19 protein-coding genes are annotated in these 26,017 nt (G+C 46.8%); 12 read left to right on the top strand and 7 right to left on the bottom strand.

What is annotated here, in order from left to right:
* Window positions 1-144 precede the first annotated feature (144 nt).
* From iorA to GA520_RS14180, 5 genes are all read left to right on the top strand, one after another.
* Entirely contained in the window at window positions 145-1,926 is a 1,782-nt protein-coding gene (gene iorA, locus GA520_RS14200) for an indolepyruvate ferredoxin oxidoreductase subunit alpha (protein WP_370362799.1), read from the top strand.
* Entirely contained in the window at window positions 1,926-2,510 is a 585-nt protein-coding gene (locus tag GA520_RS14195) for an indolepyruvate oxidoreductase subunit beta (RefSeq protein WP_163338260.1), read from the top strand. The genes iorA and GA520_RS14195 overlap by 1 nt, the downstream gene beginning before the upstream one ends.
* 15 nt (window positions 2,511-2,525) lie before the next feature.
* On the top strand, window positions 2,526-3,836 hold the full coding sequence (locus GA520_RS14190; RefSeq protein WP_163338261.1) for a phenylacetate--CoA ligase: 1,311 nt from the start codon (window positions 2,526-2,528) through the stop codon (window positions 3,834-3,836).
* Between the two features lie 239 nt (window positions 3,837-4,075).
* Entirely contained in the window at window positions 4,076-4,507 is a 432-nt protein-coding gene (locus GA520_RS14185) for an ACT domain-containing protein (RefSeq protein ID WP_163338262.1), read from the top strand.
* Window positions 4,508-4,551: 44 nt separating this feature from the next.
* Entirely contained in the window at window positions 4,552-5,850 is a 1,299-nt protein-coding gene (locus tag GA520_RS14180; RefSeq protein ID WP_163338263.1) for a phenylacetate--CoA ligase family protein, read from the top strand.
* A gap of 455 nt (window positions 5,851-6,305) precedes the next feature.
* On the opposite strand, the gene GA520_RS14175 is transcribed toward GA520_RS14180, so the two are convergent.
* From GA520_RS14175 to GA520_RS14160, 4 genes are read right to left on the bottom strand one after another with little or no spacing between them, the layout of a single operon-like run.
* Entirely contained in the window at window positions 6,306-6,908 is a 603-nt protein-coding gene (locus tag GA520_RS14175; RefSeq protein ID WP_163338264.1) for an SET domain-containing protein, read from the bottom strand.
* 7 nt (window positions 6,909-6,915) lie between these two features.
* Window positions 6,916-7,362, bottom strand: a complete 447-nt coding sequence (locus tag GA520_RS14170; RefSeq protein WP_163338265.1) for a GNAT family N-acetyltransferase — start codon at window positions 7,360-7,362, stop codon at window positions 6,916-6,918.
* Window positions 7,363-7,368: 6 nt separating this feature from the next.
* Window positions 7,369-8,841 carry a RimK family protein gene (locus tag GA520_RS14165; protein WP_163338266.1) on the bottom strand — a complete coding sequence of 491 codons (1,473 nt, stop codon included), beginning with the start codon at window positions 8,839-8,841 and terminating at the stop codon, window positions 7,369-7,371.
* 59 nt (window positions 8,842-8,900) lie between these two features.
* Window positions 8,901-10,052 carry a citrate/2-methylcitrate synthase gene (locus GA520_RS14160; protein ID WP_205749276.1) on the bottom strand — a complete coding sequence of 384 codons (1,152 nt, stop codon included), beginning with the start codon at window positions 10,050-10,052 and terminating at the stop codon, window positions 8,901-8,903.
* Window positions 10,053-10,438: 386 nt separating this feature from the next.
* Between GA520_RS14160 and GA520_RS14155 the strand changes: the two genes are divergently transcribed.
* Window positions 10,439-11,854, top strand: coding sequence for a sigma-54-dependent Fis family transcriptional regulator (locus GA520_RS14155; protein ID WP_163338267.1), 1,416 nt, complete (start codon window positions 10,439-10,441; stop codon window positions 11,852-11,854).
* A 147-nt stretch (window positions 11,855-12,001) separates the two neighbouring features.
* Here GA520_RS14155 and GA520_RS14150 read toward each other — a convergent pair whose 3' ends face one another.
* Window positions 12,002-13,546, bottom strand: a complete 1,545-nt coding sequence (locus GA520_RS14150) for a bifunctional GNAT family N-acetyltransferase/carbon-nitrogen hydrolase family protein (RefSeq protein WP_163338268.1) — start codon at window positions 13,544-13,546, stop codon at window positions 12,002-12,004.
* A gap of 457 nt (window positions 13,547-14,003) precedes the next feature.
* On the opposite strand from GA520_RS14150, the gene speA reads away from it, so the two are divergent.
* The 5 genes from speA (at window position 14,004) to GA520_RS14125 (ending at window position 20,132) form a co-directional block, all read left to right on the top strand.
* Window positions 14,004-15,929: a biosynthetic arginine decarboxylase gene (speA, locus tag GA520_RS14145; protein ID WP_163338269.1), complete on the top strand. Its 1,926-nt coding sequence runs from the start codon at window positions 14,004-14,006 to the stop codon at window positions 15,927-15,929.
* A 41-nt stretch (window positions 15,930-15,970) separates the two neighbouring features.
* A complete protein-coding gene (locus tag GA520_RS14140) occupies window positions 15,971-17,188 on the top strand; it encodes a saccharopine dehydrogenase family protein (protein WP_163338270.1) in 1,218 nt (405 codons plus the stop codon).
* Window positions 17,189-17,218: 30 nt separating this feature from the next.
* Window positions 17,219-18,391, top strand: coding sequence for a carboxynorspermidine decarboxylase (gene nspC, locus GA520_RS14135; protein ID WP_163338271.1), 1,173 nt, complete (start codon window positions 17,219-17,221; stop codon window positions 18,389-18,391).
* Window positions 18,388-19,278: an agmatinase gene (gene speB, locus GA520_RS14130; RefSeq protein ID WP_163338272.1), complete on the top strand. Its 891-nt coding sequence runs from the start codon at window positions 18,388-18,390 to the stop codon at window positions 19,276-19,278. The genes nspC and speB overlap by 4 nt, the downstream gene beginning before the upstream one ends.
* Window positions 19,279-19,490: 212 nt before the next feature.
* Complete coding sequence (locus tag GA520_RS14125; RefSeq protein ID WP_205749277.1) at window positions 19,491-20,132, top strand: alpha/beta hydrolase; 642 nt, start codon at window positions 19,491-19,493, stop codon at window positions 20,130-20,132.
* Window positions 20,133-20,208: 76 nt separating this feature from the next.
* Here GA520_RS14125 and GA520_RS14120 read toward each other — a convergent pair whose 3' ends face one another.
* Window positions 20,209-21,648, bottom strand: coding sequence for a carboxylesterase (locus GA520_RS14120; RefSeq protein ID WP_163338273.1), 1,440 nt, complete (start codon window positions 21,646-21,648; stop codon window positions 20,209-20,211).
* Window positions 21,649-21,960: 312 nt separating this feature from the next.
* Here GA520_RS14120 and GA520_RS14115 point away from each other — a divergent pair, with 312 nt between their 5' ends.
* Window positions 21,961-23,283 carry an alpha/beta hydrolase gene (locus tag GA520_RS14115; protein ID WP_163338274.1) on the top strand — a complete coding sequence of 441 codons (1,323 nt, stop codon included), beginning with the start codon at window positions 21,961-21,963 and terminating at the stop codon, window positions 23,281-23,283.
* A gap of 278 nt (window positions 23,284-23,561) precedes the next feature.
* Here GA520_RS14115 and GA520_RS14110 read toward each other — a convergent pair whose 3' ends face one another.
* On the bottom strand, window positions 23,562-25,925 hold the full coding sequence (locus GA520_RS14110; protein WP_163338275.1) for a fatty acid cis/trans isomerase: 2,364 nt from the start codon (window positions 25,923-25,925) through the stop codon (window positions 23,562-23,564).
* Between the last annotated feature and the right edge of the window lie 92 nt (window positions 25,926-26,017).

Here is a 26,017-nt window from a genome sequence, read left to right as displayed (position 1 = left end):
CTTTTCAGAGTAATCTCCTCAGGCTCTTCAAAAGAGTTTACTATATGCGAAAAAAGGCTCTCTTTAAATATGGTCCGGGCCTGTTCGGAATACAAAAAACCACCAGGAGATATTGTGACAAAGATACGTGAAAAAACAGTGTGGATGTCAGGCAATGAAGCCATAGCCCTGGGGGCCTGGGAAGCTGGCGTGAAGGTTGCTTCCGGCTATCCCGGAACTCCCTCGACGGAGATCATGGAGAACCTCTCTGGATATGAAGGCGTCTATACGGAATGGGCACCGAATGAGAAGGTGGGGCTTGAAGTTGCCATCGGAGCCTCTTTCGGTGGTGCGCGGGCGCTGGCCACCATGAAGCATGTGGGGGTTAATGTTGCTGCCGATCCGCTTTTTACAGCTGCTTATACAGGTGTTGTCGGTGGGCTGGTACTGATCAGTGCCGACGACCCGGAGATGCACTCCTCCCAGAATGAACAGGATAACAGGAATTACGCCTTTGCTGCCAAGCTGCCGATGCTGGAACCGTCGGAGCCGGGAGAAGCAAAAGAGATGATGAAAACCGCTTACCAGTTAAGCGAGGAGCTGGATACGCCGGTTATCGTTCGCATTACCACCCGGGTAGCCCATGTAAAAGGGGTGGTGGAGGAGGGGGAGAAATTACCCCCTGCCACTGAGTGCGCAGTACCCGAGGCCCCTCAGAAGACTGTCATGTTGCCTGCCCTGGCTCGGCAGCGCCGAGTGGTTGTCGAGGAGCGGATGACTCGGTGCATGGAGATGGCGGAAACCGCATCTTTTAACCGGATCGAGCAAGGGGATACCACCAAGGGATATATCACAGCCGGTGTCTCCTATCTCTATGTAAAAGAAGCGTTTCCCGAAGCGGCTGTCCTTAAGCTCGGCATGTGTTGGCCGTTGCCTGAAAAGTTGATTCGCAAGTTTGCTGACTCTGTGGATGAGCTCTATATCGTAGAGGAACTTGATCCCTTCCTGGAAAATCATATCAAGGCTATGGGGATCGAATGTAAGGGCAAGGAGGTAATTCCAAATCAGGGTGAGCTGAACACGGATATTGTCCGGCATGCAATTGCACCTGAGAAAGATCGATCATTATTTGAGTCGGTGGAGCTGCCGAACAGGCCGCCGAACATGTGTGCCGGTTGTCCCCATCGCGGCATCTTCTTTAACCTCTCACGCATGAAGGTGTTTGTGTCCGGCGATATCGGCTGCTATACCCTTGGGTTCCTGCCACCCCTCTCCGCTATGGACTCCTGTGTCTGTATGGGCGCCTCGGTAACGATCGCCCATGGAATGGTCAAGGCATTGGGTGATGAAGGACATAAAAAGGTTGTCTCTGTTCTTGGAGATTCCACCTTTGTACATTCCGGTGTGACCGGTCTTATTAACAGCGTCTATAACAACAGTGGCGCCACAACCATTATCCTCGATAACCGTATCACCGCCATGACCGGGCAGCAGAACAACCCGACCAGTGGCTACTCCATCAAGGGTGAAGCGGCCCATGAGCTTGATATCGAAGGATTGTGCCGAGCTGTTGGCGTCAAACATATTTTCGTGGTGAACCCGCACAATGTGGTCGAAACCCGAAAAGTGCTGAAAGAGGCTGTGGAGCTTGAAGAGCCTTCTGTTGTCATCAGTAAGGCCCCTTGCGTGCTGCTCCCTGAGATGAAGGAACGCAAACCGGTCAGTTACTTTACCAACCAGGAAAACTGTGTTGGCTGCATGAGCTGTATCAGACTTGGTTGCCCGGCAATCAGCTGGACAAGCTTTAAGGAAGGTGAGGCCGAGGCCAAAGGGTTCAAAAAGAAACAGAAAGGTGTATCAAAGATCGACGAGATACTCTGTAACGATTGTGGTCAGTGCGCATCACTGTGTAAGTTCGATGCTATAACCAGAAAGGAGGAAAAGTAATGGAAGCAACGGGAAATATCCTCTTTTCAGGGGTTGGTGGCCAGGGGATCCTGCTGGCAAGCGAGGTAACGGCTTTGGGATTGTTGGCCAAAGGGTATGATGTAAAGAAGAGCGAGGTGCATGGAATGGCCCAGCGCGGTGGCTCTGTCACCGCCCAGTTGCGCTATGGATCCAAGGTCTACTCGCCGCTGATTGAACCGGGGTGCGCCGATATCCAGGTCGCCTTTGAGATGATGGAAGCGGTTCGTTACCTGCCGTACCTGCACAAAGGCTCGACGGTGATCGTCAATACCCAGATGATCCTGCCGCCTGCAGTTGCCACAGGCCAGACAGAATATCCTGAAAACGTACTGGATGAGCTGACCAAAAGAGACATCAATGTGGTGCCGGTTGATGCTTTTGATATCGCCAAGGATGTTGGCGAGGTACGAACCGCCAATGTGGTGATGGTCGGGGCAATGTCGGCCTTTTTACCGATCGATGCGGATGTGTTCGAGCAGGTTATCCACAACCGTGTACCTGAAAAATTCAGGGATGTAAATGTGAAGGCGTACCATGCCGGGCGTGAAGTCGGAAACGGTTAAGCAGGGAGAGAAGAGATGAGCACCATATATTGGGAAGAGGAGATGGAAACGCTGCCGCGGGTCGGTCTGGAGTCGATTCAGCTGAAAAGGCTGCAGCGGCTTGTTCACCGGATGTATGAAAAGGTGAAACCGTACCGGGAGAAGATGGATGTGGCAGGGGTAAAACCAGCTGACATCCAGACCCTGACTGATTTAGCCAAGTTGCCGTTTACTTATAAAGATGATCTGCGCGACAATTACCCGTTCGGCCTGTTCACCGTACCGATGGACGAGTTAGTCCGGGTACACGCCTCCTCGGGAACTACGGGGAAGTCGACCGTTGTTGGTTACACTAAAGATGATGTGAAACTGTGGTCAGGCGTGATGGCCAGAGCCTATTGCTGTGCCGGTGTGACCAGTGGTGATATGGTACATAATGCCTATGGTTATGGCCTCTTTACCGGTGGTCTCGGCGCACATTACGGGGCCGAGCGACTGGGGGCAACGGTAATACCCATTTCCGGCGGCAACACCAAACGTCAGATCGGCATTATGCGTGATTTCAAGTCCACCGTTTTGATGGCTACTCCGTCCTATGCGCTGAACCTGGCGGATGCTATGGCAGAACTGGACGTTGACCCTGCCTCTCTTTCCCTGAAGGTGGGGATCTTCGGTGCTGAGCCGTGGAGTGAGAACATGCGCGAAGAGGTGGAACGAAAACTCAACCTCAAGGCTGTTGATATCTATGGGCTCTCTGAGATTATCGGCCCTGGCGTTGCCATGGAGTGTCTGACCAGCGATGGTGGTATGCATATCTTTGAGGATCATTTCCTGCCGGAGATCATCGATCCCGAAACAGGTGAAGTATTGCCGCCAGGCGAGAAGGGCGAGCTGGTCTTTACCACTCTTACCAAGGAGGCCTTCCCGCTTATCCGCTACCGCACAAAGGATATCTCACGCTTGATGTATGAAACCTGCTCCTGCGGTCGGACTTTGGTTCGTATGGAGAAGGTGACAGGACGTACCGACGATATGCTTATCATCCGCGGTGTCAACGTCTTTCCGTCGCAGGTAGAGCATGTTCTGATGGGTGTGGAGGGCGTTGAACCTCATTATCAGATCGTGGTGGAGCGTGATGGTAATCTCGATACCATGCAGGTGCTGGTCGAAGTCAGTGAGAGCCTGTTCTCCGATGAGATCAGGAGACTTGAGAAGACGTCCCAAAAGATCCAGATGGATATCAAGGATTATCTAGGTGTTACCTGCACGGTTAAGCTGGTGGAACCAAAGACCATTCAGCGCTCCGAAGGAAAGGCACAGAGGGTAATCGACAAACGGAAATTGTAGGAAAAGGTTTACGACAGCCCTGCTGTTTACTAGCTGGTTGTTCCGCATATCTCCAATATTGCGGAATAACCAGCTTGCAAACAACTGGACCACTGCAAATCTTTTCGAGAACACGACTAACTGGTAATTTTACATACTATTTTTCGTTTCATTGGTGATATACTTCGTGGAAGGCCCATACCCGATAGAAATGGGTGTGGAAACGAGGGTTAGCTGAATCAATTATAAGGAGAAGGGCAATGCGTGTAGAACAAATTGCTGTTTTTTTAGAGAATAAATCTGGGCGATTGGCGGAGATTACGTCGATTATTGCGGCAGAAAATGTAAATATCCGGGCCTTGTCGGTGGCTGATACCGCTGATTTCGGGATTTTGCGGTTGATCGTCGATGATGTTGAGAAGGCAAAAGATATCTTGAAGAGTAATGGCTTTACCGTAGGCATTACCAACGTCCTGGCGGTGGAGGTAGCCGATCAGGTGGGTGGTCTTGCCACCGTCCTGAAATCCATTGAGCAGGCAGGCTTGAATGTCGAGTACATGTATGCCTTTGTCAATAAGAGCAGTGAAAATGCTGTTCTCATTTTCCGTTTTGAGGATATGGATAAAGCGATCGATTCTTTGCAAAAAGAAGGCTATAAACTGTTGAGTGGGGCGCAGATCTGTTCCCTGTAATTACAACGTAACTCCCAAATCATCTTCATTACGGCAAACAGACTATGTACTGGCAACAGCAGGAAGAGTGCATGGAGCGTGGAGATCTGCAAAAACTCCAGCTCGAACGATTACAAAAGACCCTGACCAGAGTCTCGACTCATGTCCCGTTTTATCGCAACAGGTTCAAAGAGCTGAACCTGGATGCCACTAAAGTTACCTCTATCGAGCATCTGCGTGATTTTCCCTTTACCCTGAAGCAGGATCTGCGGGATAATTACCCGTACGGACTTTTTGCCGTGCCTCTGCGGGATGTGGTGCGGGTACACTCCTCTTCCGGGACCACCGGTATGGCCACCGTGGTGGGCTATAGCCAGGGGGATATCAAAACCTGGTCGAACCTGGTTGCCAGAGTCTTATGTGCTGCAGGGGTGACCCCTGACGATGTTATCCAGATCGCCTTTGGCTACGGACTGTTTACCGGTGGTTTTGGCCTCCATTATGGGGCAGAACGGCTTGGTGCCTCTGTTATTCCTATCTCAGCTGGTAATACCAAGCGACAGATCCAGATAATGCAGGATTTCAAGACCACTGCCCTGGTCTGCACACCGTCCTATGCGCTGAAAATGGCCGATGTGATGATGGATTTGGGGATGAACCCGAACGGTCTCTCTCTCAGGTACGGACTGTTTGGGGCTGAACCATGGTCCGAGGCGATGCGCAACGAAATTAATGATCGGTTAGGCATTATCGCCACCGATAACTATGGGCTCTCCGAGATCATGGGGCCTGGTGTTGCCGGTGAGTGCCAGGAGTGCAATGGACTGCACATTAATGAAGATCACTTCCTGGTCGAGGTGCTGGATCCTGATACCCTGCAGCCGGTTGAACCGGGCGAGATAGGTGAACTGGTTATTACAACCCTAACAAAAGAGGCCTTCCCGGTTATTCGCTACCGGACCCGTGACTTGACCCGCCTGATGACCGAACCCTGTCCCTGTGGCAGAACACTCACCCGCATGCATCGTGTTATGGGACGCTCTGACGATATGCTAATTATCAAGGGTGTCAATGTGTTCCCGACCCAGATCGAATCAGTGCTGTTTGATATCGAAGGCACGGAACCCCATTATCGGCTTATTGTGGATCGCGTCAATAATGAGGATAAATTGACGGTGATGGTGGAGGTTGTTGAGTCGATGTTTTTCGATGCCATGAAGAAACAGCGCACCCTGGTAGATACGATTAAGAAACGGCTCGCCTCTGAGCTCGGCATCGGAGTCGATGTTAAACTGGTCGAGGAGCGAACCCTCGAACGTTTTGAGGGGAAAGGAAACCGGGTCATCGATAATCGGGAGTTTTGACTGGATTCACATTTGGCGAGGGTTGAAACTTCGATATGTGCTTGTAAACAAAGGGGAAATGTATTTTTGTGCATTTCCCCTTTTGTAGTGTGAGGATAACTCTTGCCGATTGTTTTAAGGCTGCAAGCTTTCAAGATATTTAGGACATTGCTCTTCCTGGTTTTGATGTGGTTTACGAACAGTTTTACCGATTCACGGTTTTATTCCTATTTGTTGTGCTTTCCACGTCAGTAGGGTTTGAGGCGGTAGGAAAATAATGGACAGGTGGGTGTTTTACTCTGATTGGCATCTGATCTTTCAAGTTGCATAATTACTCTATTTTCAGTCTATGTTGTCTCCGCATTTTTATCGTATCCGTCATGGTCAGCTGGCAAAGTCACCAGATGACAGCTCTCAAGCCAGCAACTGGTTGCCAGCTATGCAAATGTTATGGTGGTCGTGTGGTTTGTTAAATTTTATGAGGAGCCTTTACTGCTGGAGGAAAAGTAACAGGACCTGATTGAGGCCAGTGGTTCTTTTCCTGCCGAGATATTATTGATTTTCTGCCACGTTTCCAGGGACATAAAGTTTTGCAGAGGCTGGGGTACCGTCTTGATTTTTGGAAATGTATTTTGCAACGCTACATCCCAGAGATCTGAGTAACGAAGCAGGTCGTCTGGGTAGACCACACTTCGTTCAGTTCCTTCAGGCAATGCTTCGAAAGGCTCAATAATATTGAGGAAGCCATAGTCATCTGTGAGCTCTTCTCCTTTCTCGATATTCCTAATGGCGATCTCTATTTCGTATGGCGTTGAGCAGCAGTTTGAGGCGAAACTGTGGTTGATATAGCGTCCGTTATCCCAACAAAAAATATAGTTCCCCTTATTATTACGGAAAGAGTAGGTTAATAGAATCTCTCGGAAGACCGGGGTGTAATTATCCATCTCCAAAGGTGATATTTCCCTGTCCAGTGGGTCCCTGCACCAGACGATGGTTCCGGCTGGGATCGCTTTTGATGCAAAGAGGCCCCTGCCTTTTTCCAGGCTGATGAATCTGACTTCTGTGTCTGGATGAATCATGGTTTTCTTAGTTGTCGATATTTTTCTGGAGAACGAGAGCGTTGCCGCCATCGCTGTAATAGGCCGAACGGGTGGTGGAATATTTGAAACCCATATCGTGATAGAGATTCAAGGCTGGCTGATTATGTTCCTGGACTTCCAGGGTAATGATACTGCAGTTATAGTTTTTTGCGATTGATTCTGAGCAGATAAGCAGGTTGCGGCCCAGGCCATTTTTACGGGATGAAGGGCTTACACCTATTGAATAAACGCGCATTCTATTACTGTTTTTACGCCATAAGAGAGCTATGTAACCAGCAATCTTGCTGTCTAGTTCGGCTTTTATAATCAAACCGTTTGCTTTGGTGAGCAGATACTTGAATTGTTTTTTGGTTATCCGGTCATAGGTGAACAACTCTGCTTCAAGTTCTGTCAGGCTGTTCAGATCGTCTGCCTGTGCTATTGAAAGTTCCATATCCGTTTAGCCTCTTCGCTTGGTGGCTAGGCGTCTGGTAAATTCCCGCAGTATCATGCGGTATAATTCCCGGCCAAGTATTTTGTCTTCAACCCCGTGGTCGATAGAGGGATTGTCATTTACTTCGATAACTAAAGCCTGATCTCCCACGACTTTTATATCTACCCCATAGAGACCGCGGCCTATTGGAGTTGTTGCTTTGTTGGCAACACGAATTATCTGCCTGGGCACGGTATGCACAGGAACCGTCTCCACCCCTCCGGATTTTGTTAGAAGCCCTGTCTTGTGGTGGTAGATTTGCCAGTGTCCTCTTGCCATGAAATATTTGCAGGCATAGATGCATTCCCCATTAAGCAGGCCGATACGCCAATCATAGTCAGTGGGGATAAACTCCTGAGCAAGCAGGATAGAAGAGTGACGAAACAGGTTTTCCAACTCGTTGCCATATTCTTCAGCATTGGATATTTTTTCCACCCCCACTGAGAATGACCCGTCGGGTATTTTTAAAACCATGGTGTTGCCGAGGGTCTCAGCTATTTGAGGATAGCTATAAGGTTTATTACGAAAAATGAGTTTTGAACGTGGTGCGGGAATCGAAGAATTTTCCAGAAATTCCTTAAGATACACTTTATTTGTGCAGCGAATTATTGAAGACGGATCGTCAATTACCACCATGTCAGCCTGTTCCGCCTTATGCGCCAATTTATAGGTGATGTTGTTTACAGCTGTTGTCTGCCTGATAAAAAGGGCATCGAATTCCATCAATCGACTGGAATCATCTTCGGTAATAAGTTCGGCATTGATTCCCATCTTTTTTGCTTCGTTGAGAAACATATTAATTGCTTTCTTGTTACTCGGCGGAAACTGTTCTTCAGGGTTATGGAGTATGGCTAAATCATACCGAGTTGGCTTTTTGGTACGTGGTTTTCGCCAGACCTTTTTATTGAAACCATCAAGGTGTTGCGCAAAAATATCCTGCTGATGATTATCAAGTTCATCAAGCGAGAGATTACGAATTTTAGTTATATGGAATGGCTGAGATCCTTTAATATTGACACGTAAGAGAGGGACAGTGTAGTGGTCAAAAATAAATCTACCGAGTTTTTGCAGTTTTGGGTCTTCACATTTGCCGAAAAACAGGTCGAAACTATATTCTTTATCTTCTGGGGAAGAGGATGCAATCGCCTGGCATGTACAACGCGGGAGCAGGGATTGATCAATTTTTATCATGATATTGTCGTCCAGCCGGTTGAGCGCTTCTATACTCGGTAATATCTTATGGTTACGTGCCTGAGCGAGAAGAGAGCAATAGTACCCTTCTGATTGATAGCTGAGATCAGAACAGAGGTTGATTACCATGTGCGAGTGTTGATCGAAGCCATCATGCTGTAAATAGTGATCGGCGGTAATGATGCTTTCCGAACGATAATATGGCGTCCATTTTTCGAGTGAATCGATGATAATCAGTAATGATTTCATTTTTATTGTGTTTTTATGATGAGGGTCTTGAAACGGTTGCCATATGAGCAAAAGACACGTCAGGCCCGGTCATTCATGTCGCGATATTCAAGATTTTCCCTGCCACAGTATTCTGCTCTGGGTCGAATAAGCCGGTTGTCTGACCACTGCTCAAGTATGTGAGAGGTCCAGCCGACAACTCTGCTGACGGCAAAGACAGGGGTGAATAATTCCCGGGGAAGCTCTATCGCATCGTATAGCGAGGCGGTATAGAGATCGACATTGGGGAAAACCTTGGTCTTTTCAAGAACAATCCTTTCTATCTCCTGAGTAATTTCAAAGGTATTTTTCTTGCCGGTCCAGTCTGTAACCTTTTGGGCATAATCTCTCAGTATTCCTACCCGGGGATCTTCACATCTGTAGACGCGATGGCCAAAACCCGGCACTTTTATCCCTCTGGAGAGCTTGTCGAGAATTATTTTCTCTGCATTCTCAGGTCTGTCTATCTCTTCTATCAGCTGCATCACCTCCATGTTGGCACCTCCGTGAAGAGGGCCCTTCAAGGTACCGATAGCGGAGGTTATGGTAGAGTACACATCAGACATCGTCGCCGCAGTCACTCTTGCTGCGAAGGTAGAGGCGTTGAGCTCGTGATCCGCATGTAGAATGAGGGCAGCATCAAACGCACGTTCAATGAGCGGGTCAGGTTTCTTGGCGAGCAGGGTATAAAGAAAATTGAAGGCAATTCCATGCCCGGAAATTGGTTGGACAGGTTCCAGACCTTCTCTGAGTCTTTGATGGGCTGAGATCAGTAATGGTATTCGCAGGGTAAGGCGCTGGGCTTTACGCATACAGGCGTCGAGGCGAGTGTTACCGCTATCTGGATCCCAGTGTCCCAGTGATGATACGGCGGTTCTGATGACCTCCATGGGAGTGGCAGCTTTTGGAAACATTCTCATTATCATCACGGTTTCCATGGGAAGAGACATCGAGCCGGTAAAACCATCAAGAAATGCTTGGTATTCTCTCTTTCTTGGCAGACAGCCATACCAGAGGAGGTAGGCGACTTCTTCAAATGTCGACTTTCTGGCAAGTTCCAGTGCGTCATATCCCCGGTAAACCAATTTTCCGGTCGCACCGTCTATAAAGCAGATTTCAGATTCACAGGCCACAATATCTGCAAGACCTGCCTCGGCCTGGATTGTATTCGAAAACTTCTTGTCATTTGTCAAAATGTTCTCCAGTCAGTTTGAATTTATTGGTCTGAATCGTTTGAGTAATCAAAATATGTGCCATAATGAAATCTCAGATATGTGGCTGAAGTATCGTTATAATAATGAAGTCATATAGACCGTAGATCCATAAAGAGAAACCTGTTTCTTGTATGCTGGAATATGTTGTAATATCAAAATCTTATTGTTGTGTATTATGTGGTCGAAATTTTTAGAAAATTAATTATAATTGGAATTGCAGTGAGTTGTTCGGTGGCTCTATCGCTCGTTCCCGCCGTGCTACATGTCAAGCTGCAAAAAAAAGTGGAAAAATGATTCTCTTATCTCTTGAGAAGCGGGTTTTCCGGGCAGGAAAAGAGAAAATTAATTCCTGAAAAGGTTGAATAATGTTGATACGAATGGTTCTAGCGCTGAAAGATCTGTCTCTGGAGCAGATACTTGAAGAGAGGATCTCGATTACTGACATAGAAATCGAAGGGATCCGCAATCAGGGAAATGTCTGGCGAAGGGTCGTTCAGAGTTGTGCTGATATCATTGTTATCAGCGACTCGGTCATTCCTGAACCTGTTGAATCAAGCCTCGGAGTACTGAACGCTCTGCCGGAAAACCCAAGTACTGTGATTTTACATGATATTGACTCTACTGAACTCCAGGCCGGTTTTATCGCGGCGGGGGCGCATTCTGCTCTTTATTCCGGTATTCCAGAGCATAGTCTGTTCAGTGCTCTGGAATCAACGGTGGAGGCCCGTCGTCAGCTTATGCAGCTGAAGTGGAATCAACGCCGGGTGAAGATCAAGCCTAAGATGGCAGATTTTTCGTCAAGCAGTGAGATCATGCAGCTTTTTATGGAAGAGGTTGGTCAGGTGGCCACCAGTGAGTCTCTGCTTCTGATCACCGGCGAGACAGGGGTAGGCAAGGAGCATCTGGCCAAAGTTATCCATGCTGAGAGTCCCCGGTCAGCCGGACCTTTTGTCGCGGTCAATACGGCTGCGCTCCCTGAACAGTTGTTGGAGAGCGAACTTTTTGGCCACAAACAGGGGGCGTTCACAGGAGCAACCAGATCAAGGCGCGGAGCATTTGAACAGGCCCATGGGGGCACTATATTCCTCGATGAGATTGGTGAAATGCCGCTTCATCTGCAAACAAAACTGCTACGGGTCCTGCAGGACTATGAAATTCACCCCGTTGGGGCCGAAAAACCATCCTGGGTGGATGTCCGTGTCATTGCGGCAACCAACCGTGATCTAGAGGAAGCCGTTCAAAACGGTACGTTCCGTAAGGATCTGTATTACCGACTGAGTGTGGTTCATTTACAGATTCCACCACTACGTCTCAGGATTGATGATGTCCCACACCTCACTCGCAGGTTTGTTACTGATTTTCGCCATAAAATCGGTCGTGATGTCCACCATGTTTCGGAGCAGGCCATGGAGGCCTTGTGCAAGTATGAGTGGCCGGGAAATATCAGGGAGTTGATGAATGTCATTGAACGCTCTATGCTATTATGTCGAACTGGTACGATTACTCCAGATGACCTGCCCAGTGGTATTCAAAAACGGAAAACTCATGATGAAGAAGGATTTATCAAGGGGCCGCAGGAAACATCTGAGTGGCTTGAGAAAAGCCTTATGGAAGTGGTGGGAGACGTGGTCGTTCAGACCGAGATCCGTTATCTCGACATGGTGCTGAAAAGTACCAGGGGACGTGTTAAGGAGGCTGCTGAGAAGGCAGGGATAACCTCCAGAAGTCTCTATAATAAAATGCAGAAGTACAATTTGAGAAAAGAGCTATATAAAAAATGATCTGTCATCCTGCTGCCTCAACCCCGGGAAAATAGGGATGAGGCTTTTACTGGTGCAGACTGATATATACCACTCACTGACTGGACGGGTGATAACGTCTATTTCCTTCAATGATGAACCTTTAAAAATGGAAATCAACTTCCGAGTCTATTCTTTCGATTCATCATTCAACCATCGTAATTTATAAAGATCGTTCCGCCGGCTTTCGATATTGCGGACACTGCCTTGAGAGCGCAGTTCTTTAATGAGGTCCATGTCCAGGTCGGTAATGAGGGTGGTTTCAATACCTGGCGTGGCCTCTGAGGCGATGGCATCGTGCGGATATGAGAAATCAGAAGGGGTAAAAATGGCGGATTGCGAATACTGAATACCCATCGTTTCAACTTTAGGTATGTTTCCAACACTGCCTGAGATCGCCACAAAGCACTCATTCTCAATAGCCCGGGCCTGGGCGCACCGTCGTACCCGAAGGTAGCCTGTTTTGGTATCAGTCCAGAAAGGAACCAGGAGCATTTTCATTCCTTTGAGAGTCTGTATTCTGGCGAGTTCCGGGAACTCGATATCATAACAGATCAGGATGCCGATTTTTCCTACGTCTGTGTCGAAGACCTTGAGATCATGACCTCCTGAAAATTTCCAGGAGACATCTTCATCGGGTGTAATGTGTATTTTTGTCTGGCTGTCCCATGTTCCGTCTCTTCGGCAGAGAAAACTGACGTTATACAATTTACCGTCTTCACGGAGTTGCGGAACACTTCCCGTTACAATGTTGATATTGTAACTCAGAGCCATCTCGGTCATGGCTTGACGCAGGTCTTCAGTAAACCCTGCCAGCATGCGCATGGCTTCTGCCGGATTATTTCCCTCATAGGTATGGATGAGGGGGGCGTTAAACAGCTCGGGAAAAAGGATTATATCCGCTTTGTAGTTGCTCACTGTGTTGACAAAAAACTCAACCTGCTGCATGAAGTCGCTGAATGAATCAAAACGCCGCATCTGCCACTGAACAACCCCGAGTCTGGCAATAGATTTTGTTCTGCCAATTAACTTGGTTTTTTTCTGGTAATAAATATTTATCCATTCCAAAAGCACTGCATTACCACGGGACTGGTGATCTCCCGGCCAATAATCATCAAGCAGGTTGCGGACATGAAAGTCGTTTGAGAGTTGAAAGGAGAGAACAGGGTCGTATAATTCCTTGTTCTTAACTTTTTGAATGTATTGCTGGGCGGACATTTTTTTTGCATATTTGTGATAACCCGATATCCGTCCGCCAAGCAGGATTCCCTTGAGGTTCAGGTTTTCGGCCAGCTCACGCCGTGCGTCGTACAGACGGCGTCCGAGACGCATTCCCTGATACTCGGGGTCTACAGAAACATCTATACCATAGAGATAATCACCTTCAGCGTCGTGGGACTTGAACGTGCCGTCACTGACAATCTGGTTGTAAGAGTGTTGGTCTCCGTAGAGACTGAAGTCGATGATGAGGGACAGGGCAATGGCCACCGCTGTTCCATTATCTTCAATACATATCTGGCCTTCCGGAAACTTATCGATAAGGTATTCGAGTTCCTTTTCTGTCCAGGGTGGAGCGACGCCTTTATACACTCGCTTTGATATCTCACGTAATGCATTATAATCTTCAATGCGGAGATGTCTGGTTTTCAGCTTGTGTTCAATTTCATCGATCATTGCTTTTCATGCCCCTGCGTAGAGTTCAAAATAACAATTTATCTATTTATCAGTCGTCATGTATATAGAGTACTATCTGACTTAGCATGTAATTCTGAAAGATGGAAATACAAGAGGAAAGTTTGATGCAGGCGACAATTCACCGTGTCTGGATTCGCTCTCATCTGGAATTGAATGCTATATAACGGGTTAGGACCTCTTTTCTTGTTGAATGGTAAGAACATTTCGTTAAGGTGGTTGGGCAAAAGGAGCTCGATGTCATTGATTTAATTGGAGCATAGAAGATGTTCATAAAGGAGGCTAACCAAACCTACATCTCTATTGTTCTGTTATTTTATCCGACATTTGTATTGACTTTGTCCCTCTTATCATTTAAACGCAAAACTCTCATTATTATAGATAAAAGGTGGGTAAAACTATCACCTCTTCTCGCTTACAGGTATACGAGGTGTTTGACATGACACAGGATTTTTTTAACAAAAATGAATGGAGCATAAAGAGTGCAACCGAGTATTACGGAATTGCCAAATGGGGAGCAGGTTATTTCTCCATAAGCAGTTCCGGTGATGTGGTTGTCAACCCTTCAGGAGCAGACCACGGCCCCAGTGTAAGTCTAAAGGAAGTGGCTATGGAGGTTGAAGCACGGGGGCTCTCCATGCCTGTACTTTTAAGAATTGAAAACATCCTTGGTTCACAGATTAAACTCTTGCACGAAACATTTCGCAAAGTCATACGAGAAAACAACTATCGTGGAGTATACAAGGGTGTCTTTCCCATTAAGGTGAATCAGCAGGAACAGGTTATAGAGGCTATTTGCCAGTTCGGTAAAGAGTACAACCACGGTCTTGAGGCAGGTAGTAAGTCGGAACTGATTGCTGCCATCTCCATGCTGCAAAACCGTAGTGCCTGTCTCATATGCAATGGCTACAAAGATGAAGAATTTATAGATCTCGGGCTGCATGCTATCAGAATGGGTTTTAAAGTTTTTTTCGTGGTTGAGGTTCCTGGCGAGGTTGATCTTATCATTGAACGAGCTAAGCTTCATAAGCTCAAACCAGCACTTGGTTTACGAATAAAACTGTCGACCCAGGCAGAAGGGCAATGGTCTGAATCCGGTGGTGACGCCAGCGTATTCGGCCTCTCAATGAGCCATACTATCGATGTCATAGAACGGCTTAAGGCAGTAGATATGCTCGACTGCCTGCAGTTGCTGCACTACCATATCGGTTCGCAGATTCCTAATATCAGTGATATCCGGGCCGGTGCCATGGAGGCCAGCCGTATCTATGAAGAACTGGTGTTTGAAGGTGCTCCCATGGGATATCTTGATCTCGGTGGAGGGCTTGCTGTTGATTACGACGGCTCAAACACCAATTCCCACTCCAGTCGTAATTACACCATGGAAGAATACTGCTGCGATATTGTTGAATCGATCATCACCGTACTCGATAAAAATGATATTCCTCATCCAACTATTATTACCGAATCTGGTCGGGCCATCGTTGCCTACTATTCAGTACTGTTGTTCAATGTTCTGGATATCAGTTCATTTGAACCGCCACCAATCCCCGACAAACTGCCGGTTTTTGACAACGACCTGATTGAAAACCTGATGCTTATCTACAACATGGTTTCTGAAAAAAACATTCAGGAATGTTGCAACGATGCCCTGTTCTATCGAACCCAGGCGCGGCAGCTGTTTAAGCATGGCCAGATATCCATTCGTGAACGTGCCCTTGCTGAGAACCTTGTGCAGCACACCTTGGTTAAAATATCCAGGGTATCACGGCAACTTGATCACATCCCCAGAGATGCACAGAAAATCAACAATCTTATCTACGATATATATTATGGAAACTTCAGTCTGTTTCAGTCGCTTCCTGATGTCTGGGCCATAGACCAGATATTGCCGGTCATGCCCATTCACAGGTTAAATGATGTTCCGACCCGACAGGCGATAATCTCCGATATTACCTGTGATTGCGACGGAAAGATTGATAAGTTTCCTGATATTTCAAATGAAAACAAGAGATTGATGCTTCACCCGTTAAGAGACAACGAGGAGTATTATCTTGGTGTATTTCTGGTGGGCGCGTATCAGGAAACACTCGGGGATTTGCATAATCTCTTCGGTGACACTAATGTTGTTTCAATCCATGTAAACGACGATGGCAGCTACAAGTTTATTCGCGAGCTTGAGGGAGACTCGGTTGCCGACGTACTGACCTATGTGGAATATGATCTTTCTGCCATGAAAAACAGATTGAAAGATCTGGCTGAAAATGCTATCCAGGGCGGCTTCATAACCGCCAGGGAACGTAAATCGATCCTCGCCAGTTTTGAGGAAGGATTACGGGGTTACACCTATTTCGAAAAAGAATAACAGAATGTCACTACAGACCCATTACATTTTGAGGAGAGATTATGTCACGAGTACTCATTATCGGAGCCGGCGGGGTCGGCAATGTTGTGGCCCAAAAATGTGCACTACACAAAGATGTCTTCACCGACATCTGGCTGGCAAGCCGTACCGTCACTAAATGCGATGAGATTGCAGCAAGAATTAAAGCACTTTGCAATATCGAGGTTAAAACAGCACAAGTTGATGCAGATAAAGTACCTGAGCTTGTTACACTTATCAACAAGGTCGCGCCGGTATTAGTTATAAACGTAGCCCTGCCTTATCAGGATTTGTCCATCATGGATGCCTGTCTAGAGTGCGGAGTTAACTATCTGGACACTGCAAACTATGAACCGGAGGATACCGCTCATTTTGAATATAGCTGGCAGTGGGCATATCAGGAAAAGTTTAAAGAAAAAGGATTAATGGCAGTTCTTGGCTGCGGTTTTGACCCAGGTGTCACCAATATCTTCTGCGCCTGGGCCCAAAAGCATCTGTATGATTCGATTGAGGCTATAGACATACTCGACTGCAATGCCGGGGATCACGGCCACCCCTTTGCTACCAATTTCAATCCGGAAATCAATATACGGGAAGTGACACAGGAAGTTCGTCACTGGCGAGATGGTGAGTGGATAAAAACTCCCGCAATTCTTAACGATGACTGCGTTCATTTTACCTTCGATTACCCGGAGGCCGGACCGCGTGAGAGTTATCTGCTTTACCATGAGGAGATGGAATCTTTGGTTAAGCACATCCACGGCCTTAAACAAATCCGTTTCTGGATGACTTTTGGGCAGCCCTACATCACGCACCTTAAAGTGCTCGAAAATGTTGGGATGACCCGCATTGATGAGGTGGAGTATGAAGGTAATAAGATTGTACCAATCCGCTTTTTAAAGGCTTTGCTTCCCGATCCCGGTTCTCTGGGGAGCAATTATACCGGTAAAACAGTTATCGGCTGTGTCTTCAAGGGAGAAAAGGATGGCAAAGAACTGAAAAAATATATCTACAATGTCTGCGATCACGCCGAGTGCTACAAGGAAGTGCAGGCCCAGGCCGTCTCCTACACTACAGGCGTTCCCACCATGATTGGAGCCATGATGATGCTGAAAGGGATTTGGAAAGGCAGAGGAGTTTTTAATGTGGAACAACTTGATCCGGACGTTTTCATGGAAGAACTAAATGCCAACGGCCTGCCATGGCAGGTTGTCGATTTTGACGGCAAACTTCCAGAATAGGTACCTGAAGTGACAAGCAGCAGAACAACAGTGTTTGACCGTCAGACCCTGGCTGATTTTCCTCTTGAGATCATCGGCCAGGTGCGGACACCATGCTATCTTGTGAGTGAAGACGTGCTGCACCGCAACTGTAAACTGCTCGACAGTATCCAGAAGCGGACGGGAGCCAAAATTCTATTGGCCTTAAAGGCTTTCGCTCTGCCTGCTGTTTTTCCATTGATTCGTAACTACCTGCATGGGGTCTGCGCCAGCGGTCCAATTGAGGCACGGCTCGGGCGTGAAGAATTCGGCAGGGAAGTACATACTTACGCTCCGGCCTATACATCGGCTCAGATGGAGCGCGTAATCCGGTATTCAGATCATATCCTTTTTAACACCATCAGCCAGTGGCAAACTCATCGTGATGCAATTCATCGGGCTGGAGCTGACGTCGAAGTCGGTTTGCGTGTCAACCCTGGTCATGCAGAGGTGGAAATAGATCTTTACAATCCTTGTCTTCCAGGTTCTCGCTTTGGTCTTGGACCTGAAGATTTGGAAGATGTTGATCTCGCGGGGATCTCAGGCTTGCACTTTCATGCCCTTTGTGAGCAGAATGCGGATGTCCTGGTGAGGGTTCTTGAACATTTCGAAAATCGTTTTGCCAACTATATCGACCAAATGCAGTGGATCAATTTCGGCGGAGGTCACCATATCACCCGAGCCGACTACGACGTGGATCTGCTCTGTGAAACTATCACCGCCTTTCGTAAGCGGCACAATAACATACCGGTCTACCTGGAGCCCGGAGAAGCTGTGGTGCTTAATGGTGGAGTATTCGTGGCCAGTGTTATTGATACCATGTACAATGGAATGGATATCGCTATTCTTGACTCTTCGGTCGAAACCCATATGCCTGACGTATTGGCCATGCCGTACCGACCCCACGTGGTGGGGAGTGGTGAACCCGGCGATTTTCTGCACACCTACAGATTAGGAGGGGTCTCCTGCCTGGCTGGAGATATTGTTGGGGATTATTCTTTTCCGGCTCCCCTGGAACCGGGACAACGACTTGTGCTCACTGACATGGCCCTCTATTCGTTTGTGAAAAACAACACCTTTAATGGAGTGGAACTCCCCTCGATCTACACCTGCTCCCTCACAGAAAGCACACCTAAGCTGGTTAGACATTTTGGGTATGAGGATTACAGGAGCCGAATCGCATGACACTACAGCAGTTGAACTTCCATGGTGAAGATGTTGTACCGGCCATGCCGGAAGATGCTCTGTTTCACATTATCCCAGTGCCTTTTGAAATATCTGTATCTTATGGGCGCGGCACAGCTTATGGACCAGCGGCTATCCTCGAGGCATCCCGGCAGCTTGAGCTATTCACTGGACGTAATATCCCGGCAGAACACGGCATCTATACAGTCCCTCCGGTCAATTGTAGTGGTTCCTGTGAGGATACGTTGAGGCGTATTGAAGAACAGGTAGCAACAACATTATCGCTCAAGAAAATCCCGGTAGTCCTCGGCGGCGAGCACACTGTTACCTGTGGGGTTATTGAGGCCTTCAGAAAACAACATGAAGATTTTGGAGTTATCCAGTTTGATGCCCACGCAGATCTGCGCGACAGCTATGAAGGGTCTTCTTATAGCCATGCCTGCGTAATGCGCCGCATTCATGAGAAGAATATCCCAATCTACCAACTTGGTACCCGTAGTTATTCTGTTGAAGAGCATCGTTACCGTGAAGAACACAATGTTCCATATCGCGATAGTGAAGATATTTGGAAAAATGGAACGGATCTGCTTCTTCCTGAAGATTTTCCCAACAAGGTCTTTATCACTTTTGATATTGATGGGCTTGACGGATCTGTCATACCTGCAACCGGTACCCCCGTTCCCGGGGGACTCGACTGGTATCAGGCGATGTGGTTGATTGAGGCTATTATGCAGAGTCGGGTTTGCATCGGTTTTGATGTGGTGGAACTCGCCCCTGTTGACAATCTACATGGCCCCAACTTTGCCGCAGCACAACTGGTGTATAACATGATGAGTTATCTGACCGACAGTAAGCTTAATCGGGATTATTGGCAACTCACCAGGTAATACCTTTACGTCTGGGTAGAGTTTTTCTCTTTTTACTACTTGTTTTGATTAGATATTCAAATAACGTGACTCGATTTGCGAAGGTAACATTTGCTCTTTTTTGTCTGGGTTGGACAGTCTCGTGCACTGTAGGGACGGTACAGGCCCCAAAGTCAATAGCCAAGGGGGAATGTGTCGTCTTGTTGCATGGTATGGGGCGAACCTATCGCTCGATGCAACGTTTAGAACAGGCGCTTCAAAATCAAGGGTATCATGTGGTAAACATCGACTACCCATCAACTGAATATGGAATAGAATATCTGGCTGATATGGCCGTTAGCAATGGAATTTCGGTTTGTGAAGAAAAAGGTGCAAATGTAGTCCATTTTGTTACCCACTCACTTGGTGGAATCCTGACTCGTTATTATCTCGAAAAGAACCGGTTGGATAAGCTTGGGAGGATCGTGATGCTTGGGCCGCCAAATCAGGGGAGTGAGGTAACAGATGCCCTGGAAGACCAACTGCTATATCGTTATTTTTTTGGACCGGCAGGGCAGCAGCTTGGTACAGATCCTGATAGTTTTGTAAACTCTCTTGGACCTGTTTCTTACCCCGTTGGAGTTATCGTTGGTAGTGAGGCAGCTTTCTTCGACAGGTATTTCAGTGATATTATTCCGGGGAAGGACGATGGAAAGGTTTCTGTTGAGCGAGCTAAAGTGAAAGGAATGTCAGATTTCCTTATTCTGCCTTATGCACACCCTTATATCATGGAAGAGGATGAAGTGATTTCCCAGACACTCCATTTTCTAAAACATGGCAGTTTCCTCCATCAGCGTGATTCAGATTTTGCCGGGTCTGACAACGGAGAACAGTAAGTCAGTTACTTGTTTGTCTGTTGCCCTGTTGTGAGAAGCACTCCTTTTTAGATATTGAATATAGAAAGAGCCTGTTTTAGTTGGCAAGAACCCAATTGACTGTTTGTTCTTCAAGGTGGTCATAGAAAGGGTTATAGCGAAGACGCATCAGGTTTTCTATAGGTGTTTTCAACAGATTTTTTTCTCCTCGTGGTTCAAGTTTTCCAAGTGTAAATGAGTTGCTGTCATTCTCATCCGGAATTCCATATACCGGATCATCAGAGGGGAAAGGGAGAGAAACGTGGGATAACGCATATATATCTCTGGGCCAATGATAAGGGATCGGGACTGTTTGTGTTGTCATCGACATTTGCGCCCTGTTTCTGCTCACGAGCGCACGTGTTTGAGGGGATACATTGGTTATCAGGGAAAAATTGAAAGGGAGCGGTCTTGTTTCTAGATGTGCAAATTGCGCGCTTGGATCATTTGTCAGGAAGAAGCCGGTGTCAGCTTCACGGTTTATGTCAAAAAGGACCATCTTGTGATTATTGGGGGCCAGGTGGAGCATCAGGTCGTCAGCAAGCGACTTGGGGGGGATTGTTGAATCTGCTGCTGATATGAAGGCAAGTGTTTTGGGGAAGTTTTCGATACCTTCCCCGGTATCAAGGCGGCTTATCTGGTTGGCGATCTTCCTGGTAAGCCGGTAAATTTGTACACCTGCATTTACGGCAAATGAATTATACTTATACGGATCATATTCCGGCTCAACGGAAAGCCAGGCGAGTTGCTCAAGGCCAGGTATCCTCGATAAAAGTTGTTTCCACTTTGCCAGTACCGCAAGAGGGCTGACAGATATCGCCGGAGAGATGAGGACAAGTCCAGACGGTACAGGGACGTTTTCCCCCTCTAAAGCTGACAAGGTATATTCAAGAGCTAATGCGGCACCGTTTGAATAGCCTATGATGTAAAGAGGGACATCTTTGTTGATTTCCTTTTTTAGAGATTGCATGGCGAGTCGTACAGATGCGGTGAAATCCTCCATTTCCACGTGGACGAGGCCACCAGGCGCTGTTCCATGGCCAGGAAGGCGTAATCCTAAAACGTAAACCTGTTCACGGTGAAGCTTAAGGGCAAGTGCCCGAAGGCTATAGGGCGAATCCGACAGCCCATGGAGCATCAGTACAGCGGCACGTGGCTGTTGAGTTGTAAGCTCGAATGTTGTATTCCAGTTCTTTGAAAAGGTTTGCGGGTCACTCCAGCTGCCGGATGAATATCTGTTGAGGTAGGTATGCTCTTGTTTTGGGTATTTGGACGTGATTCGAGAGCTGAGTTGGCTGAAAAGCTCTTTTTCTGATAATCTGTATTCATCTAAATTCTTTATGCGCTCCTTCCTGCCAGCAGAAAAATCAGCGTCAAGCATCTCTGTATGCCATAATTCCAGATCCGGTCGTTTGGTTTCTCGAAAAATGAGCAGACATAAGGTAACGATACAAAATCCTGAAAGCATATAAAAAAGAATGACGAATAGTTTTTTCATATTCCAGTTACCTTTTATTCAAGAGGGAAAGTATGTTTTGATGCCAGTGGAGGGCACTGAGATGGGTCCGGGGACCTCTCATAGTGTTATATAATTGATGGTGGGCCATTAAGCAAATTATCAGAATTGATTGCATATCTATTGACTTGCGACGGATCAGCTCAGTATCCAGTGGCGATTTTTCGGTGCAGGGATTCAATAGAAAACAATTTTATCTTGATCTGTTATACACATATGTAATCTGGATATGATATAGATAAATTCGTATGTACCTCACTTAATTAACATAGTATACCATCGTAGTGGTGCAATATGGTTTTGGAAAGATACCTGATTCTTGTTTTTCTTTTTGTTGTGGTCTCAATTGGCGCTGGCTGTCAGCCAAAGGTATATCTTATGCCTTCTCCCGTCGGGCTTGATCCCAGCAGTGAACTTTTCCACAATCGTGAAGATAACAAGGATGACAACCTTCTGTATACCCTCTACGCAACAAACAGGTTACCTTTTACAAAAAATAAGAAGGGTGATTTATATTCAATATTTCCATCAGATACACTGAAGTTGGGTTGGGTTGTTCACCGTGTAGGCGATGAACCAATGAGCTGGGAAGAAATCTATCAGCAGTCGCTTGCCAGAGAACGGGAAAAAGAGCTTGTTCTTACCAGTGAACATATTCGGGAAGTGGTGAATCTTGATATTGAAGATGATTTGTTCAATCTGTCGCCACAGGCCGATGGACTTTTCGATCAGATAGATGAATGGTTGGATAGATCCTTTGATAAGGACATCCTTATCTACGTTCATGGGGCAAACTGCAACTTTTATCGCGCCACTGCCCAGGGGGCACAATTCTTTCATTTTACCGGGCATAACTCTGTTGTTATTACTTTTTCATGGCCATCGGCCGAGAATATTCTCCGGTATAAAACGGATGTTGCTCACGCCAGGAAAACGATACCTGCCTTTACCAGACTGATTGAGTTGTTGGCGACGCATACCCAAGCCAGAAATATTAATATCCTGGCATATAGTGCCGGTGCTCAGGTAGTAGCTCCGGGGCTTGCAGCGTTAAGAGATCAGTATATGGATGAGCCCAGCGAGGCAGTCAAACGCCGGCTTCGTATCGGTGAAGTGTATTTTGCTGCGCCGGATACGGCATTTAAACCGTTTATTTCAAGGTATATGAAGTTTAAAGACTTGGTTTCCCGCACTACGATTAATCTTAACTCAAACGATTCTGTCCTCAAGTGGTCTACTTTTCAGAATGGTGTTTCACGACTTGGTCGACCAAAGCTTTCAGAGTTGAGTGACAATGAAATAGCCCTGCTGCTTGAGGCGATGAAAAGCACACAGCTGAATGTCATTGACGTTGGTGGATCTGAATCGCTGGAAATCGGGAGCGCTCACGATTCCTGGTATAATCATCCATGGGTAAGTATGGACGTATTGCTTCTTCTGCTTTTTAACGCCAACCCGGAGGAGAGAGGACTCCGCGAATACTGGGCGGGTGATGAAGCAAAATTGTATCGCTTTCCTGAAAACTATGATCGTGACCTTCACGATGTATTGCGTGATAATCAGGAAAGTCTTGGTGAGAAACTGCGCCTGAAAGGGCAGGGGCCGCAACAGGATTGACGGGATCGGCAGCATCCGCACGTTGGAACTGGGAGAGAAAAAACATGACTCATACATGCAGTAACAACGATAGATGGAGAAAGCCGCTCTCCATCTATCGTTGTTACCTTGTTTAGGCGCTGCTATTTAGTTCCCGTCCTAAAACGACCCTTCTGCCCAATCTCAGTGTTCCGGCTCAATTATTTATCCTCCGAATATCGTACATATGCGTGCGGTAAATAATTAACCCACGCCTCGATATTGAGCAGAATACTGAGTTTTAGGATGGGAACTATTTATTATTCAATGGCTAAATAGTAATACCTGTTAAGATCAACCAGCCCAGAATTTTTCTTGTCTGACGCGGTAAATGCGTTTTGAAACCAGTCATATACCTCCCAGAAGTTTTCATCTGCCCGGTTAACGCCGTACTTGGCAAGCCTTTTTACCAATGCATCACTCCCGTCATATGTGTCAAGAATATCGAATAAATCCGGTAGATCATTATAGTCGACAATGAGAAAATAGTTAGGATATGAACCTATAAATCCAGGAAAAAAATCAGCCCTGTCTTTGCTTGGATCAAGGAAGTGCTCTTCCCGAAACAGAAACCTGACGTTGTCGTGCCATCTGTCAATAACTGATGAGATGACGACATCACCTCTTTCAGGGACATTGGTAATTCGTATCCAGGCCACGTTGGCGTTATGGTTGGCAACGTGCCTGAAAAAAGAAATACCCGGTGCGGATACCGCAATAAACCCTGTGATTATGTCATCCAGAGAATTATACTGTGTGGGGATGTCAGGATATGATTTGCCTGCTTCCAGATAATTCAGCCCAAATACTATATCTTTCGAAATGATATGATCCTGTACCACCTTTTCAATGAACTCACGATTCGGCTCAACAGTTGCGAAAGTAGTAGCCGCTGGCATGGGGGAGGGATAGTAATGCGTTTTCTCCAGGTTAATACCGGTATACCACTTTGACATCATTGGGCGTCGAAGGTCTTCAGGGAGGAAGTCGAGGAAATAGCTTTCCCCTTCGATCCGAAGTGCATCCATATACAGCCTGGTCGCAAGTTGATGCCCTGCTGTTCCATACACATCAAAACCGGCTACCAGAGAGTAGTAGATTCGTTCAAATAGGGGATAGTCAACAACCCAGAGAGTATTGGGGAGATTGCCCAATACACCCTTCTGTACAGACGCACTGTCAAAGTGCCTGAAAACCGTGAGAACAGGAGTGTCATCAGGCTGATTACCTTTCCATATGGCCTCTACTCCCAGCCCCTTCGGATATATGGCGGCATAGAAATCCTGCCTTGCCTTATAGTAGGTTGTCGCCTTCTTATAGTGCACATTGTTTATGAGGGTTTTATACAGCTTATTGTTACTGCCATTTTCTCCGGGCATCCTCAGGTTGTCGGACTGGAGTTTGATAAACCCGGGATGCTTAACGGATAAATCATATTCCGGATCAAGAAACATGATCCAGAAATGATCATTGATAACATTTAAGGCAATCTGCCCCTTGCAGACCGGGCCGCGTATAAATGTCATGATTGTATAATGGGCATTGTCCAGCAGCCATTGATATCTGGAGCGAATTGGTATCTGTTCGTATGTTTCAAAAGGATTGGCACTTGTTGTCTTATTGTAACTTACGATGTGGGGCGGTTCTACCCAGTCTGGTGAGATAAACAATTCGTTGATGCGACTCAACTGCCCCTTTCCAAGGGGGAAAACCATATGTGTTTTGTGGACAATCGTTGAATAAATTTTCCGAAATCGATAGTAAAATGTTTCTATCCCCGGATCATCATAAGGCCGAACGGTGGCAATAATGTCAATTGCTTCTCCGGACCCTGTTCTTGAACGGACCAGTTCGAAAAACTCATTACTTCCGGTCTCAAAGGTGATGTGCGCCAGAAACAGGTGATCGTATAAATATCTCGCTGTCATCCGGTATTTGGGAGCCGGATTATTGAGAAAATCTTCCCATGTATTCAGCATTTCCTGGTCTTTCACGGAGATTGTCTTGAGTTCTTCCTGCTGTTCAGCTGTTGGTCCATGTGCCCCCTGTATCATCCAGCCGGCTATGGTATTGAACTCTTCCTGTTTGAGGGGCGGAAAACCAAATGGCATGCCACGGTTCGGGTGTTTCTTCAAAAACTTCTTGATTTCAGTACCACTTTCGCCACAGGTTAAATCGCTAGCCTCAGGAAAGTACTCTCCACTTACATCAGGTGAGACTCTTTTATGCTCAAGAAGCATATACATGGCAGATTCGTCATACGACTGTTCTCCTTCGGGCAGGACACTGAAAAAGTTTTTCTTGCGCCACTCCTGTTCGGAATGCGCATCCACCAGCAATCTGCTGGGGTCCATGGTTTTTAATCGTCCGCCATTATAAATGCTCTCTTTGCTGGCCCCGCGCTCCAGGCCATCCCACGAACTCAGTTTAAGTTGACAAGGAGAATTATAGCAGGAGTGACATACAACGCATCGCTTGACGAGAATTGGTTCTACGTCTGTAAGATAATCAATTTGACGACTGGGCGGTTCAAACTGGTAAGCGGGATGTTGCGGTGTAGGTGCGACACAACCAGCGAGAAAAAAATATAGCAATATGCTGACAGGGAACAATAAATACCGCATAATATCTCCTTGGAATGCAAATAGAGTTACGTTTCAGGTTTTCTTTTTGGCTATCAATAACTTTTTCATGTGAAAACGTAAAGTACTTGGTT

The organism is Desulfopila sp. IMCC35008 (assembly GCF_010646885.2).
In the GTDB taxonomy this organism is placed as follows: Bacteria; Desulfobacterota; Desulfobulbia; order Desulfobulbales; family Desulfocapsaceae; genus Desulfopila.
Note: the sequence above shows the minus strand (reverse complement) of the source record. Positions and strands in the feature narration are given on the sequence as shown.

What these genes read in the sequence shown, in the direction of transcription:
- GA520_RS14115 (WP_163338274.1), top strand. Translation starts at nt 21,961, where the DNA reads ATGGTTTTGGAAAGATACCTGATTCTTGTTTTTCTTTTTGTTGTGGTC.
- GA520_RS14195 (WP_163338260.1), top strand. Translation starts at nt 1,926, where the DNA reads ATGGAAGCAACGGGAAATATCCTCTTTTCAGGGGTTGGTGGCCAGGGG.
- GA520_RS14185 (WP_163338262.1), top strand. Translation starts at nt 4,076, where the DNA reads ATGCGTGTAGAACAAATTGCTGTTTTTTTAGAGAATAAATCTGGGCGA.
- GA520_RS14155 (WP_163338267.1), top strand. Translation starts at nt 10,439, where the DNA reads ATGTTGATACGAATGGTTCTAGCGCTGAAAGATCTGTCTCTGGAGCAG.
- GA520_RS14175 (WP_163338264.1), bottom strand. Translation starts at nt 6,908, where the DNA reads ATGATTCATCCAGACACAGAAGTCAGATTCATCAGCCTGGAAAAAGGC.
- speB (WP_163338272.1), top strand. Translation starts at nt 18,388, where the DNA reads ATGACACTACAGCAGTTGAACTTCCATGGTGAAGATGTTGTACCGGCC.
- GA520_RS14190 (WP_163338261.1), top strand. Translation starts at nt 2,526, where the DNA reads ATGAGCACCATATATTGGGAAGAGGAGATGGAAACGCTGCCGCGGGTC.
- GA520_RS14110 (WP_163338275.1), bottom strand. Translation starts at nt 25,925, where the DNA reads ATGCGGTATTTATTGTTCCCTGTCAGCATATTGCTATATTTTTTTCTC.
- iorA (WP_370362799.1), top strand. Translation starts at nt 145, where the DNA reads ATGTCAGGCAATGAAGCCATAGCCCTGGGGGCCTGGGAAGCTGGCGTG.
- GA520_RS14120 (WP_163338273.1), bottom strand. Translation starts at nt 21,648, where the DNA reads ATGAAAAAACTATTCGTCATTCTTTTTTATATGCTTTCAGGATTTTGT.
- GA520_RS14150 (WP_163338268.1), bottom strand. Translation starts at nt 13,546, where the DNA reads ATGATCGATGAAATTGAACACAAGCTGAAAACCAGACATCTCCGCATT.
- GA520_RS14180 (WP_163338263.1), top strand. Translation starts at nt 4,552, where the DNA reads ATGTACTGGCAACAGCAGGAAGAGTGCATGGAGCGTGGAGATCTGCAA.
- GA520_RS14125 (WP_205749277.1), top strand. Translation starts at nt 19,491, where the DNA reads ATGCAACGTTTAGAACAGGCGCTTCAAAATCAAGGGTATCATGTGGTA.
- GA520_RS14140 (WP_163338270.1), top strand. Translation starts at nt 15,971, where the DNA reads ATGTCACGAGTACTCATTATCGGAGCCGGCGGGGTCGGCAATGTTGTG.
- GA520_RS14170 (WP_163338265.1), bottom strand. Translation starts at nt 7,362, where the DNA reads ATGGAACTTTCAATAGCACAGGCAGACGATCTGAACAGCCTGACAGAA.
- GA520_RS14165 (WP_163338266.1), bottom strand. Translation starts at nt 8,841, where the DNA reads ATGAAATCATTACTGATTATCATCGATTCACTCGAAAAATGGACGCCA.
- speA (WP_163338269.1), top strand. Translation starts at nt 14,004, where the DNA reads ATGACACAGGATTTTTTTAACAAAAATGAATGGAGCATAAAGAGTGCA.